A 15012-nucleotide genomic window follows, 5' to 3' on the forward strand; every position below is an offset into this window, starting at 1 on the left:
TTACCACAACGGCATTTTTCACTAATAGAAAAATTTATTTTTGAAACCATTACACCCTTTTTTGTGAAATGGTTTCTCTCATTTGTTTTAAATTGGTTAAAGTTTCCTGCTGTCTTAAGTGAGCAAGTGCAAAGTATAGTACGTCAATGACAGTGAGCTGAGCAAGTCTTGCAGACATCGCTTCTGTTCGAAAAGCCGTTTCCTGCGTCGAAGTATACAATGTGACATCGGCAAGCTGGCTCAATGGAGAGCGCTGATAGCTTGTAATACCGATGGTTTTCGCTCCTTTTTCCTTTGCTGTTTTCATTGCATCGAGTAAATCTTTATTACGGCCAGAATGAGATATACCAATTACTGTACTGTGCTGGTCGAGAAGACCGGCAGACATCGCTTGAAAATGAGAATCGGTGTGAACAATACAGTTGATGCCTGTCCTCATAAATTTATGAAAAGCGTCTGTTGCAATGAGTCCGGACCCGCCACTCCCATAAAACTCTAAGCGCTTTGCTTCATGAATGATTTGAATGGCTTTTTCTACATCTTCTGGATTCAGTAATTGAAAGCTATCCTTTAATGCAGATATATTCGCCTGAAAAACCTTTTGCATAAAAACGGCCGTATCATCATCAAGACTCATTTCTTCATCTACATAATCAGGCTTTGTTTGATCTATTTCCTGGGCAATTGCAATCTTCAAATCTTGAAAGCCCTCAAATCCAAGCCTTTTACAAAGACGAAAAATCGTTGCCTCTGAACTCGCTGTTTTTTTGGCAAGCTCAACAATAGACAAATGAATAATGTCGCCAGGTTCACTCGTAATATGTTCTGCAATTCCTTTCAGTTTTGGCGGCAATCCTCTGCTTGCTGCTCGTATTTTTTCAATACTACTTAAACTGACAGAAGCCAATTGACTTCACTCCTTCCTTATTCATGTGAGCGTATACATTTCCTCATGTTCCCATCTTATAAAAAAGAAGCCTGTTTGCACAGACTTCTCTTTTTATGAATTCATCGTTTTGATCAATAAATCAAAAAAGATTTACTCAAAATTTTATAATATACACTTTTAGCTCAACAATCTACCACATTATTTTTAACTTCATTTTCTGTATTTCTTTCTAGGAATCTTAAGCATTTTACCCTTATTTCTTCTAAACTATCACTTAATTCATGTGGTATTAAACTTTCTACATCTTCAAGTTCTGTTCCCAAATGAAGTATATTTATCAGTTCTTCATTTATCCCTTTCTTTTTTAAAACATCGATTGTTCGTGGACTGAACATGAGCTTTTCCGCTTCTTCTATAGTGATTAAACCTTCTTTTAGCGATATGATTATACCAATGATATTTATAACAATAATCCTATCTAAATCTTCATGTGAAGAATATCTTAGTTCTATTTTATTCATAAATCATTTCACACTCCAACCTTTTTTAACTTTCACATCATACACCAACCCAGATTTACTTTGAAAATAATGTACAGAAACCTTTTTTCCGTCTTTATAGCCATCTTTATATACTTTTTTCCAAGTCCCTCCTTCAATCTGTTTTAACTCAGATAACAACTTCTTATTATTTACTGTAACTTTTTTAGTTCCATTTTGAACAGCTTTAAAACCAGCAGGATATTTAGGGGCATATTTTATTGATTTATACAAATGTTTACTTGCTTTCACCCCGTTTACAAAAATAGTCCGGATGACAAGACCCCATACAGCATCGGCTTCTTTATAACCAATTTGGACACTTTTGTCTCTTGAAGAAGCCTCTCGATTAATATTGAATGTTATAGACGGTGAAAATAACGATACAATTAAAGTAAAAATAATGAGAAAAGGAATACGTCTTTTCAATTTAAATTACCTCCTAATATTAACTATATAAAACACAATATAACATACTAGGAACGTTATAACTATTTCATTCTGTAGAAAATTAAAATGAATCTTTATACTGTTTAAAAGATATCTCTATCTTTTAAAATCTTATTTATTACAATATAAATTCATAAAGTAATGAATAAAATCTAGCGCAATTGACAATATCATTTAACCTACCGAAATATTAAAAGGCCCTTTTCAACTCATTTTTTCATAAAATCGAATTGGTATGATTCTTCTGAATCTTTTCCCCGCTTCACTCGTATATACTAAAAGAGTGATTGATTTGAAAGGAGATCTGTTTGTGGGATATATTTTGTTATTTACGGTAGTGATCGGTCTTGTCTTGACCCTTTTGCTCACACCGCTCAGGTTGATCGTTAGAAAGAAAGGAACAGAACAGCAGGTGCCGCTTATGTGGATTGCAGGCCTTGCTTTGCTGTTTATGATCGGTATTTTTGTATTCTATTACATCACCAATTTAGATCGGAACCCTTCATCCCTATGGCTGATTGGTCTTGTTGTGACAGCAGCAGGCGCCTTTTTGTCAGTTGGATTGGAGCGTAAAATCAAAGGCGTGCTGTTCCTTGTTCTATTGCTGCTCGGTGTTTATATGGCGACAGCTTTTCTATTCAATGCGAATGAGAAATTCGATGTCTCCAAAATGGAGCAAAAAGTAGAAATCAAAGCATTTGATGAAAAAGAAACACCTGCGAGTGTGCCGCCTCAATTTGCTCGGAACAAAATGAAGAAATCGTTCGGACAGGTGCCAAACACAAGCTACTATGAGCTTGGCAGCTTGCAAATTCAGAAGGTCAACGGTGAGTATGTATACATCGCTCCAGTGGAGTTCTCGGACTTCTTTAAATGGATTCGTGCAGGCAGCACGCCGGGTTACTTTACATTAAGTGCGACCGACTCCTCTGCTAATCCAAAGTTCGTGAAAACAGAGATGGTCTATACGCCTTCTTCCTATTTCAACAAAGAAATTGAGCGGCATATCCGTCTCCAGTACCCAGATTTGATTTTCTACGGCGGTACACAGCTGGAAATCAATGATGACGGCAAGCCTTATTACATTCAAACGTATGGCGATTTCATCTCTGCCCGAAACGGCTTTAAAGCTTCCGGTGTCGTCGTTGTTGATGCCAAAACAGGTGCGACGAAGAAATATGCTCTAGATCAAGTACCTGCCTTTATCGACGGTGCTGTTTCACCAGAGGCGGTCAGTCTGCAAAACAGCTATTTCGGAAACTATATTCACGGATTCTGGAATAGTATGTTTGGAAAGTCAGATGTAAAGCTGCCTTCCGATGAAGGAACGGAAGCCAATGTGAGCCCGGTATTTGATTCAAAAGGAGATATGTATTACTTCACAGATTTCACAAGTCCGAAAGAGGGCGTTGATTCCATGCTCGGATATGCCCTGACAAATGCCCGAACAGGAAAAGCGACTTATTATACCGGAAATCTTGAAGAATCCTACATGGATTCTCAGGGCGCTCTGCAAATTATTGAGAAACGATTCATCGAGAAAAAATGGAAAGGCCGCATGCCGATTCTCTATAATTTCTATGGGGAAGCCAGCTGGCTCACACCTGTTCTCGATTCAAATGGGTTCCTGCAAAACTACTTTATCGTTTCTGCAGCCAATCCAGAAATCGCTGCGTACGCTTCTACACCAAACGAAGCACTGAGAGCCTATAAGACAGCTCTTCAAAAGGGCGGCGGTACTGTTAACAGTTCCTCTAAGCAGGAAAAGAAAGAAGCAGCAGGGAAGGTCAAACGAGTCTACAAAGAAAAGACCGGTGATTATACAACCGTCACCTTCCTGCTAGACGATGGAAAAAGCTACACCATGTCATCTGAAAAGGAACCTCTCGTCATTTATTTAAAAGAGGGCGATCAGATCACCATGAAATACACTGATACAGGTGAGATCTTCCTTCCAGTCGATGAAATCAAAATTAAAGGGTTATAAAAAAGAAGCTTCTCCTACTGAGGAGAAGCTTCTTCTTTCTCTTTCCTTAACAATTCAACGAGCAATTCCTTATTTTTATTTCCCCCGGTCATCGGTGACTCGACATAGGAGAACTTTCGTTTGAAATCCATGCCTCTCACAGAAATAACAGCCAATTCACCGCCAATGCTGCCTCGCTGGAGGACATATTTAGATAAAACAGAAAGACCCATTCCATGGATCACAGCTTCTTTAATCGCTTGATTGCTGCTAAAAGTCACAAAAGTTCGCGCTTTCAGTCCATTTGATTTCAGGACATGCTGTAAATATTCTCCTGTCCCTGATCCCTCTTCTCTCGTAATCCATGTTTCGTTTTGTAATTGATCAATGGTGACATCTTTTTTCTTGGCAAAAGGATGATCTAATGGCGCCACAATATAAAGCTCGTCCTCTAGAAAAGTTTCTACAGAAAGCTCCTTGTCATTGGTCTGTCCTTCGATCAAACCGATGTCGACATGGAATAAACGGACATGTCTGGCGATCGCCTCTGTATTATCAATGACCACTTCAATATCAACATGCGGATAGAGCTGATGAAATTCCGCCAATATTTGCGGGAGCACATACTCACCAATTGTGAAACTCGCCCCGATGGTCAGCTTTCCTCTTGCCAAATGATGATGCTCATAAATGTCCTGCTTCGCCTGTTCATAGAGACGAATGATTTGTTTTGATCGATGGTACAGCATATCCCCAGTTGGTGTAACGGTTAATTGCTTTGGTGAACGATTCAGCAGAACGGTCTGGAATTCCTGCTCCAAGTTCTTAATATGAAGACTGACACTCGGCTGAGAAATTCGCAGCTTTTGGGCTGCTTTTGTAAAGTTCTTCTCCTCCACCACTGTCACAAATGTCTTCAGTGCATCGTAATACATCGGTCCCTCTCCTATCAGAAAACTTAATCCAACACCTTACCTATATATATCTTACTAATTCCTCTCCAGCACGTAAAGAACCGCCTAAACGAAAACAATTTAATAAAAATATTTACTAATTTTTTTAAAGACTCTATACTAAGAGGAGATATTTCCTATAGGAGGTGCTGATTTGGCAGCTAAAATAAAGGACATTGCAGAAAAAGCAGGCTTATCCATTGCAACGGTATCTCGCGTACTGAACCAAGATCCCAACCTATCTGTCACCGATCAAACACGCGAAAAAGTATATGCCGCCGCAGAAGCTTTGTCCTACCAAAAGAAGACATTCAAACATTCATTAAAAAAAATCGCCTTTCTCTATTGGATGACCGAAAAGGAAGAGCTTGAAGATATTTATTTTAAATCCATTCGACTCGGTATTGAGGAACTCACCAATACTCGGAGCTTAAATGTCACCGCTTACAATCCATCTGATGGGCTTGATTCCATTGATTCTGCTACAGAAGGAATCATCGCCATCGGCCGCTTTAAAACGTCAGAGCTTGACCAATTATATGCGATCACTCCGCATATTGTCTTTATTGATACAACGCCTGATGAAGACCGTTTTGATTCAGTAAAACCGAACCTGAAACGAATTGTTGAAAAGATCATCGATTCCTTTATCGAAAAAGAGCACCAATCCATTGGATTCATTGGCGGTACAGACCTTGATCTCAATACGAACGTGCACATTCCAGATATTCGTGAAACGACTTTCCGTGAATACATGCTGGCCCGCCATATGCTTGATGAGCGATTGGTCTATATCGGCCACCATTTCTCAGTAGATGAAGGCTATTCGCTGATGATGAAGGCGATCGACGAGCTTGGTGATGATCTGCCCACCGCTTTTTGTGTCGCTAGTGACCCTCTTGCCATCGGCTGCTTACAAGCATTAAATGAGCGAGGATTTTCTCTGCCGAACCGCGTCAGCGTCTTTAGTATCAACGATATTCATGTGTCTCAATATGTGTCGCCGCCGCTCACCACGTATCATATCCATACGTCATTACTTTGTGAGACAGCGATCGATTTACTTTTAGAAAGACTTGTGGACGGCAGAACATTGCCTAAAACTGTGCTGATTGCCTCAGAGCCTGTCTTTCGGAAAAGCACCATATAAACAAACTGGAAGTCCTGCCAAAGTGGAGGGCTTCTTTTCTCTCTATACGAGTAAAAAATTTTACTTAATAAATTTAATAAAATATGTTTACTTTTTTTACTTAAGTTGATATTCTCACATTAAGAAAGCGTTTTCTTATCATCTGTGAAAAAAGAACGAGAGGGGATTACCAATGAAAAAGGGAAAATGGGCGACATTATCAGCAGTCGTTGGTACTGCTGTGCTTCTGCTTTCAGCATGCGGGCCAGGAGATGACAATTCAAGCGGGACACAGCCAGCATCTACAGGTACAAAGACCTTGCTAGTATGGGAGGATGTCAAAAAGTCTGATGGGATTCAAGACGCTGTAAAAGAATTTGAAAAACAAAACGATGTGAAAATCAAAGTGGTCGAAAAAGCGTATGCCGACCAAATCGAAGCTCTCCGCCTTGATGGAGCAGCCGGGACAGGCCCAGACGTCATCACGATGCCTCACGATCAAATTGGATCAGCTGTCACTGAGGGACTGTTACAGGAAATCAAGCCTGATCAAAAAGTGATCAATTCCTTTACAGACGAATCCATTCAATCACAAACGGTAGACGGCAAGCTGTATGGCCTTCCTAAATCCGTTGAAACGACAGTGCTTTTCTATAACAAAGACCTTGTCAAAAAGGCACCGACTACACTTGATGGCTGGTATGACCTTTCGAAAAAGCTGACAAAAGACGGGAAATACGGTTTTGTTGCGAAATGGGATGAAATTTACTATGCCCAAAGTGTATTAGGAGGATCAGGGGGCTATATTTTCAAACAGAAAAGCGATGGCTCCTATGATGTGAATGATATTGGACTGAACAACGATGGCGCGGTTGAAGGCGGAAAATACATTCAAACATTCTTTAGCGAAGGACTTTTCCCTAAAGGCATCATTGGTGAACAAGGAATCAATGTCCTCAACTCCTTATTCACAGAGAAAAAGGCGGCAGCTGTCATTTCTGGGCCATGGTCATTTGGTCCATATAAAGAAGCTGGAATTGACTATGGCGTAACAGAGCTGCCAACACTCCCTAATGGAAAGCATATGAGCTCATTCTTAGGTGTAAAGAGCTACAACGTCTCCTCTTATTCTAAAAATAAAGACCTTGCTGAGAAATTTGTTGAGTTTATCACGAATGAAAAAAATTCGAAGAAGCGATTCGAAGTAACAGAGGAAATTCCACCAGTGAAAAAGCTGATGAAGGATCCAATTATTACTGGAAACGCCAATGCGGATGCTGTTTCAAAACAAACGAAATATGCCACGCTGACACCGAATACCCCTGAAATGGCAGAGGTGTGGAAGCCGATTGACAGCGCGTTAGGTCTCATTGCAACAGGCCGCACAGATGTGAAAAAGGCATTTGATGATGCCGTCAATCAAATTGACTCTCAAATTAAAGCAAATCACTCTAAATAATCATCAAACACGGGTAGCTTTTAAGTCTATCAAGCTGCCCGTATTTGATCTAATTTCATATGAAGTAGGTGTTAGACGTGACGGGTAACCTTGAACTAGACCGCACACACATAGTGGAATCAAAGACACACCGGAGACGGGCGCTAATGTTCTCCTTAATACCCGGGATGGGGCAGATATACAACAAACAGTACGGCAAAGGGGCACTTTTTTTCCTGTTCGGCGTCTCTTTTTTCATCGTATTTTATGATTTATTCAATATTGGCTTTTGGGGGCTGTTCACACTTGGTACAATGCTGCCTCGTGACAATTCTGTTTTCCTTTTAGCAAAAGGGATTATTGCGCTGTTAACAGCTGGTTTTGGTATCGGCTTTTACGTACTCATGATGCGTGATGCTTTTATGAACGGAAAGAAACGTGATCAAGGGATTCCGCTCCATTCCATCCGAGCTCAATATCATCAGCTGATCGACCAAGGCTTTCCTTACTTAATGAGCACTCCTGCTTTCTTTTTACTTCTATTCTCTGTTGTCTTTCCTATTATGTTCAGCTTTGCGCTTGCCTTTACGAACTACGATTTATACCACTCGCCTCCTGCCAATCTGATCGATTGGGTAGGGATCAAGAACTTTCAAAATATCTTTTCAATTGATATTTGGAGAGACACTTTCATTGATGTACTTGGCTGGACCGTTGTATGGACGTTGGCTGCTTCGACCCTTCAATGTGCTGTCGGCATCTTTCTAGCGGTTCTGCTCAATCAGAAGGATTTAAAAGGCAAACGGTTTTTTAGAACGATTTTGATTCTTCCTTGGGCTGTTCCAGGTTTTGTGACCATTTTGGTGTTTGCCGGACTGTTCAACGATACATTTGGAGCCATTAACAACACACTTTTTGCATCGATTGGAATTGATCCAAAACCATGGCTGACAGATCCATTTTGGAGCAAAATTGCCCTCATTGCGATGCAGACTTGGCTTGGATTTCCTTTTGTTTTCATTATGACAACCGGTGTTTTGCAAGCAATTCCAGAGGATCTATACGAAGCTGCGACCATTGATGGGGCAAACTTCTTTCAGAAATTCCGGTCCATCACGTTACCGCTTGTCCTTTATTCCATTGCGCCTATATTAATCACGCAATATACGTTTAACTTTAACAACTTTAATATCATCTACTTATTTAATGGCGGAGGACCGCCTGTCGCTGGCTCAACTGCTGGGGGAACGGACATCTTGGTTTCTTGGATTTACAAACTCACGATGCAGTCTTCTCAATATGCACTTGCTGCCGCTGTCACGATCTTACTTTCGATCTTTGTCATCGCCATTGCACTCTGGCAGTTTAAGAGAACGAATTCATTCAAAGAGGAGGACATGATGTGATATGGGATCAAAACAAAACAAGCTCATTCGCCTGAGCATCACTTATTTTATCCTTTTCATTGCCTCCATTTGTATTCTATATCCACTGCTTTGGACGATCGGTGCTTCTTTTAACCCTGGGAATAGCCTCATGAGTACAAGCATGTTTCCGAAGAATCCAACGTTCAGCCACTTCACCGAGCTGTTCTTTGGGCAGGGGGCACTTTATGCAAAATGGTATTGGAACTCAATGAAGATCAGTATTGCCACAATGGTTTTAACGCTGGTTCTTGTCAGTTTTACAGGCTATGCCTTTTCCAGATTCCGCTTCAAAGGACGGAAAAATGGGCTGATGCTCTTTTTGCTGCTGCAAATGATTCCTCAATTTTCAGCGCTGATCGCGATTTTTGTTCTTGCTCAAATGCTTGGACTCATTAACAGCCACCTTGCCCTGATTTTGATTTATGCAGGTGGACAAATTCCGATGAATACGTATTTAATGAAAGGCTATCTTGATGCAATTCCAAAGGATCTCGATGAATCAGCCAGAATGGACGGCGCAGGGCATTTCCGGATTTTCATCCAAATTATTATGCCACTCGCTAAACCCATCTTAGCCGTTGTCGCCATCAACTCATTTACAGGTCCACTGGGGGATTTCATCATTTCCAGTGTCATTGTCCGCTCACCCGAAATGTATACGCTCCCAATCGGTCTGTACAATCTTGTGTCAGACAAAATGGGTGCCAGCTACACGACCTTTGCAGCCGGGGCTTTACTCATTGCGATTCCAGTCGCTTTATTGTTTCTTGTTTTACAAAAACAATTTGTATCCGGCCTTACACAAGGCGGGACAAAAGGATAAGGGGAGATTTGATGAAGAAATGGTTGCTCGTCACTGTTGTCGTTTTCTTTCTGATGGGGTTAGGTATTCTGCCTGAAGCAAAGGCCGATACGATTTCTGTGAAACCGATCAATGGCCTGCAAGGTGATTTCATCAAAGGAGCCGATATCTCCATGCTTGCAGAAGTGGAGAGAAGCGGCGGCAGATACTACGATCAGAACGGAAAGCAGGTTGACCCGCTCAAACTATTAAAAGATAAAGGCGTCAACTATGTGCGTATCAGACTGTGGAACCATCCATATGACAATCAAGGCCGTGCCTATAACGGCGGTACAAATGATCTCAATACAGCCATCGCTTTATCGAAACGTGCAAAAGCACAAAACATGAAAGTGCTGCTTGATTTTCACTACAGTGATTTCTGGACCGATCCCGGTAAACAGTTCAAACCGAAAGCTTGGATCAATCTCTCCCAAAGCGATTTAGAAAAAGCTGTTGGCACTTACACAAGCGATGTACTTAAAGCGATGAAAGCACAAAATGCCCTACCAAATATGGTACAGGTCGGGAATGAGTTAAACTCAGGCATGCTATGGCCCAACGGAAAAAGCTGGGGTGAAGGCGGTGGTGAATTTGACCGGCTCGCTGCTCTGCTAAAAGCTGGCACAAATGCCGTCCGCTCTGTCGATTCAAACATCAAAATCATGCTTCACCTTGCACATGGCGGAGACAATGGTGCATCCCGCTGGTGGTTTGATGAAATCACAAAACGAGGCGTCTCCTTCGATACGATCGGTTTATCTTATTACCCGTATTGGGACGGCGGCTTTAGCGGTCTTACGTCCAATATGAATGATATTAGTGCCCGCTATAATAAAGACGTCATCGTGGTAGAAACTGCTTACGGCTTTACGACAGCAAACGGTGACAACCTAGATAACTCATTTAATCAAGACTCTGTGAATACAGCCGGCTATCCAGCCTCACCTCAAGGCCAGGCATCTTTTATACGAGATCTATCCGAAAAGATTTCACAAGTAAACAACAACCGCGGGAAGGGGTTCTTTTATTGGGAGCCGCTTTGGATTCCAGCAAAAGGCGCGTCGTGGTCTAGTCAATACGGGCTCGCTTATATCCAAACAACCGGGACTGTCGGAAATGCGTGGGAAAATCAAGCGATGTTTGATTTCAACGGAAAAGCACTGCCATCTCTTGATGTATTTAAACAAATGACACCGTAACTAAAAGGATAGGACGTGACAAAATGGGAAAGCGTTACCCACTCGTTCACCCAAATGTGAAAGGCTTTTTGCATGGTGGCGATTACAATCCAGATCAATGGCTCCATATGCCAGAGATCATTGACGAAGATTTTCGATTAATGAAGCTTGCACACTGTCAAACATTCTCCATCAACATTTTCGCATGGAGTAAGCTAGAGCCAGCAGAAGGTCAGTATGACTTTGCATGGCTGGATGACATCATGGACCGCTTGGCAGCGCAGGGGGCACACGCCATTCTCGCAACGCCAAGCGGGGCAAGACCTGCTTGGCTGTCACAAGCTTATCCTGAGGTTTTACGCGTCGAAGCGAATCGTCAGCGTAACTTACATGGACTGCGCCATAATCATTGCTTCACCTCTCCGGTTTATCGAGAAAAAACGAATACACTCAACCGGCTGCTTGCGGAACGCTACAAGGATCATCCAGCACTGATCATGTGGCACATTTCGAATGAGTACGGCGGCGAGTGTCATTGCGACCTGTGCCAGGAAGCATTTCGAGACTATTTGAAGAACAAATACAACCACGATCTTGAGGCTTTGAATCAAGCATGGTGGACGGGATTTTGGAGCCACACGTATAGCGATTGGTCACAAATCGAGTCACCTGCACCGCACGGGGAGCACATGATTCACGGCATGAACCTGGATTGGAAACGCTTTGTCACAGCACAAACGATCAATTTTTATCTAAATGAAATTGAGCCGCTGCGGGAATTAACACCTCATATCCCAGTCACCACGAACTTTATGGGCGACTACCCGCATATGCGTCCATTCCTTGGTCTGGATTATCATCAATTTGCAAAAGAGGTCGATGTGATCTCATGGGATAGCTATCCAGCTTGGCATAGCGGCAGAGAAACAACGGCCGAATTAGCATCAAACGTTGCCTTTGTACATGATTTGTATCGTTCCTTAAAGGACGGACAGCCGTTTCTCGTCATGGAGAGTACGCCGAGCCTTGTGAACTGGCATGAAGTGAACAAAGTCAAACATAAAGGCATGGCACACCTTTCTGCCATGCAGGCAGTTGCCCACGGATCAGACTCCGTGCTTTATTTCCAGTGGCGGCAAGGCCGAGGCGCCTCTGAGAAATTCCACGGTGCCGTTGTCGATCATTCTGGTCATGAACATACGCGTGTGTTCCAAGAAGTGGCTGATCTAGGGAAACAACTGGAGCAGCTGCAGCCAATTGCGGGCACGTCCGTTCAGCCAGAGGTCGCCATCATTTACGATTGGGAAAATCACTGGGCCATTGATGATGCGCAAGGCTTAAATAACACAAACAAACGCTATGTAGAGGCTTGTCAAACTCACTATCGAAGCTTTTGGAAAAAAGGCATCCCTGTTGACATTGTCGGGATGGAAAAGGATTTCTCATCCTATCGTGTGCTCATTGGGCCAATGCTCTACATGATCAAACCAGGCGTTGCAGAAAAAATTGAAGCCTTTGTCAAAGCGGGCGGCATTTTTATCGCGACATACTGGAGCGGCATAGTCGACGAAAATGATCTCTGTTTCCTCGGCGGTTTCCCTGGTCCTCTCCGCCATGTACTTGGCATTTGGGCAGAGGAAATCAACACATTAATGCCAGATGAACATGTGTTAATGACCACAGGGAATGGACGCACCTATCATGTCGGACAATATTGCGAATCTATACATCCTGAAACGGCCTCTGTGTTAGGGCATTTTGAGAATGGCTGCTACGAAGGACAGCCGGCCCTGACTGTCCGTTCATTAGAAAAAGGGAAAGCATACTATATGGCCTCAGAAAATGAGCAGGGTTTCTATGATGAGTTTTACGAAGACCTTATCGCAGGTATTGGCATACAGCCCGTCCTATCCACTGCAATTCCAGAAGGAGTCAGTGTACAAAAACGAACAGACGGTACGCAGGACTATGTGTTTTTGATGAATTTCACAGAAGAGCAGCAGAACATGTCACTAGATTCAGAGGCAAACTATGAGAATATGCTGACTGGACAGCAAGTGCCTGAGCAGCTTCAACTTGACCCTTACGAGTATGTCATCTTGAAAAATCGTTGAAAGAAGCGTCCATTTATTGGGCGCTTTTTAATTTAATGAGTCTAAATACCTATATTAATTATTATGAACTTTAATCGTTATTTTTATCTAAATTTTTTTACAATATTTGATGCCGCAACACGACTGGCCTCTCCATCCTTTTTTACCATTGTATAGGTATGAAAGCGGTTGCTTAATACTCATAAATTTGATACCCTTTTTTTTCAATGCACTTGTGGGAATGCATTGGATGAAAAGTATAGACAAATGTAAACGTTTTATTTGTAGGGGGAGGGGCTTATGTTAACGTTTGTTGGATTGATGATTATTTTAACGATTGTTGTGCTGCTGATTTTGGGGAAAGCAAGTCCAATTGTCGCCATGGTCATGGTGCCTTTAATTGGGGCATTCATCGCAGGCTTTGGGATTAATGACATTCAATCATTCTTTGAAGAAGGGATTATTAAAGTACTGCCAGTGGCGACCATGTTTATCTTCGCCATTTTATTTTTTGGCATTTTACAAGATACAGGGTTCTTTGAACCTGTAATAAAAACGCTGATTAAACTGACAAAGGGAAATGTTGTCACGGTTGCGATTGGGACAGCTCTAATAGGAGTCATCGCTCATTTAGACGGAGCAGGAGCGACTACATTTTTATTAACTGTACCTGCACTACTTCCACTTTACAAAAAATTACATATGAGTCCGTATTTATTGCTGTTATTGATCGGGACAAGTGCTGGCTTAACGAATATGGTGCCGTGGGCTGGCCCCACAGGGCGGGCAGCAAGTGTGTTGAATATGGACCCATCTGAACTTTGGGTGCCGCTCATTCCCATTCAGCTCATTGGGGTCGTTCTCGTATTAGGAATGGCATTTATTTTAGGAAAAAGGGAAGAAAAACGCATTCGGGTGAAAATCGCCGCAAATGAAATCGCTGCTGTTCAATTAGAAGGCGCAGATTGGGACCGGGCTATTCAATCCATTAGCGAGACAGGTGATGCCGCTTTAAAACGTTATCACTTGATCTGGGTGAATTTCATTCTGTTTATAGCCGTAGTTGTCCTTCTTGTGCTCAACGTGATTCCGGCTAGTTATATGTTTATGATTGGTCTTTCTCTCGCACTATTAATTAACTATCCGAAAGTGGATGTACAAATGGAGAGAATCAAGGCGCATGCACCTAGTGCACTCATGATGGCCGCCGTTATTTTCTCCGCAGGTTCGTTTCTAGGAATTCTCGAAGGAACAGGAATGCTAAAAGCTATTGCTGTGGACAGCATTCAGATTCTACCTGCTTTCCTGCTTCCATTTTTACATATCATTGTCGGGATGTTTGGGGTACCACTGGATATGCTGACAAGTACAGACGCTTATTATTACGCCCTTCTGCCAATTGTCGAATCAATCACATCTGAGGTCGGCGTGACGGGCACTTCTGCGGCGTATGCCATGATGATCGGAAACATCATAGGAACCTTTGTCAGTCCTCTCGCTCCAGCCGTTTGGCTTGCGATCGGTCTTGCAGGAGTCGATATGGGGAAACATATTCGCTACTCTTTCTTCTGGATGTGGGGATTCAGTATTGTTTTATTGATCGTTGCCAAACTGATAGGCATTATTTAAATAAAAAAGACATGCGCACAGCGACGCATGTCTTTTTTCATTATGAAGGATATTCACTTGTGTGAATGTCTGAATTCGGCTTTCTAATAAGAGACATTAATCCAATGATAAACAATAGAACCATTGGAGCGAATGCAAGGCCAACTGTTCCAATTAAAAGAGTCACAGCAGAAACCAAGAAAAGAATACCTGAAAGCACGGCACGACGGTCAGTTTTCAAGAAAATCACACCTACAATCGACAGCACAGCCGCAATTGCGGAAACGACCATGAACTGAGTACCAAATGCATGAACCGAAGCCTGGAGCGTTTCAATCGGCAATGTTTCCCCTTCCTCTTTTAACACTTCATTGATTTCATCATAAAAAGATGGACCCACAGAAAGGATTAATGCCCCAAAGCCGACACCAATGGCATTGAGGACAATACTAATAATCCCCATAATTTTTTCACCTTTACGTTTAATCATGTGTAAAC

General features: G+C 42.2%; 13 protein-coding genes. 8 read left to right on the forward strand and 5 right to left on the reverse strand.

The window, feature by feature from the left end:
• Positions 1 to 49: 49 nt before the first annotated feature.
• The 3 genes from AWT60_RS01715 to AWT60_RS01725 all read right to left on the reverse strand — a co-directional run bounded on the left by AWT60_RS01715 (position 50) and on the right by AWT60_RS01725 (position 1857).
• Complete coding sequence (locus AWT60_RS01715) at positions 50 to 907, reverse strand: MurR/RpiR family transcriptional regulator (RefSeq protein ID WP_024423955.1); 858 nt, start codon at positions 905 to 907, stop codon at positions 50 to 52.
• A gap of 164 nt (positions 908 to 1071) precedes the next feature.
• On the reverse strand, positions 1072 to 1410 hold the full coding sequence (locus AWT60_RS01720; protein ID WP_052462922.1) for a DUF3969 family protein: 339 nt from the start codon (positions 1408 to 1410) through the stop codon (positions 1072 to 1074).
• Between the two features lie 3 nt (positions 1411 to 1413).
• Positions 1414 to 1857, reverse strand: a complete 444-nt coding sequence (locus AWT60_RS01725; RefSeq protein WP_041105755.1) for a hypothetical protein — start codon at positions 1855 to 1857, stop codon at positions 1414 to 1416.
• A gap of 331 nt (positions 1858 to 2188) precedes the next feature.
• On the opposite strand from AWT60_RS01725, the gene AWT60_RS01730 reads away from it, so the two are divergent.
• On the forward strand, positions 2189 to 3865 hold the full coding sequence (locus AWT60_RS01730) for a hypothetical protein (RefSeq protein ID WP_218676794.1): 1677 nt from the start codon (positions 2189 to 2191) through the stop codon (positions 3863 to 3865).
• Positions 3866 to 3879: 14 nt separating this feature from the next.
• On the opposite strand, the gene AWT60_RS01735 is transcribed toward AWT60_RS01730, so the two are convergent.
• Positions 3880 to 4779, reverse strand: coding sequence for a LysR family transcriptional regulator (locus AWT60_RS01735; RefSeq protein WP_056765311.1), 900 nt, complete (start codon positions 4777 to 4779; stop codon positions 3880 to 3882).
• Between the two features lie 172 nt (positions 4780 to 4951).
• On the opposite strand from AWT60_RS01735, the gene AWT60_RS01740 reads away from it, so the two are divergent.
• The 7 genes from AWT60_RS01740 (at position 4952) to AWT60_RS01770 (ending at position 14535) form a co-directional block, all read left to right on the forward strand.
• On the forward strand, positions 4952 to 5947 hold the full coding sequence (locus tag AWT60_RS01740) for a LacI family DNA-binding transcriptional regulator (protein ID WP_041105759.1): 996 nt from the start codon (positions 4952 to 4954) through the stop codon (positions 5945 to 5947).
• A gap of 172 nt (positions 5948 to 6119) precedes the next feature.
• Positions 6120 to 7385, forward strand: a complete 1266-nt coding sequence (gene ganS, locus AWT60_RS01745; protein ID WP_041105761.1) for a galactooligosaccharide ABC transporter substrate-binding protein GanS — start codon at positions 6120 to 6122, stop codon at positions 7383 to 7385.
• A gap of 146 nt (positions 7386 to 7531) precedes the next feature.
• Entirely contained in the window at positions 7532 to 8770 is a 1239-nt protein-coding gene (gene ganP, locus AWT60_RS01750; RefSeq protein ID WP_056765307.1) for a carbohydrate ABC transporter permease, read from the forward strand.
• Position 8771: 1 nt separating this feature from the next.
• Positions 8772 to 9614, forward strand: coding sequence for a sugar ABC transporter permease (locus tag AWT60_RS01755; RefSeq protein WP_024423962.1), 843 nt, complete (start codon positions 8772 to 8774; stop codon positions 9612 to 9614).
• Between the two features lie 11 nt (positions 9615 to 9625).
• Positions 9626 to 10834, forward strand: coding sequence for a glycoside hydrolase family 53 protein (locus AWT60_RS01760; protein WP_041105765.1), 1209 nt, complete (start codon positions 9626 to 9628; stop codon positions 10832 to 10834).
• A 23-nt stretch (positions 10835 to 10857) separates the two neighbouring features.
• Positions 10858 to 12927 (forward strand): beta-galactosidase, encoded by a 2070-nt coding sequence (locus AWT60_RS01765; RefSeq protein ID WP_218676795.1) that lies wholly within the window; start codon positions 10858 to 10860, stop codon positions 12925 to 12927.
• 279 nt (positions 12928 to 13206) lie between these two features.
• Entirely contained in the window at positions 13207 to 14535 is a 1329-nt protein-coding gene (locus AWT60_RS01770; protein ID WP_218676796.1) for a CitMHS family transporter, read from the forward strand.
• A 40-nt stretch (positions 14536 to 14575) separates the two neighbouring features.
• On the opposite strand, the gene AWT60_RS01775 is transcribed toward AWT60_RS01770, so the two are convergent.
• Positions 14576 to 15004: a DUF4064 domain-containing protein gene (locus tag AWT60_RS01775; RefSeq protein ID WP_024427571.1), complete on the reverse strand. Its 429-nt coding sequence runs from the start codon at positions 15002 to 15004 to the stop codon at positions 14576 to 14578.
• Positions 15005 to 15012 lie beyond the last annotated feature (8 nt).

Source organism: Bacillus sp. F2HM, assembly GCF_019266135.1.
Classification (GTDB): domain Bacteria; phylum Bacillota; class Bacilli; order Bacillales; family Bacillaceae; genus Bacillus; species Bacillus safensis.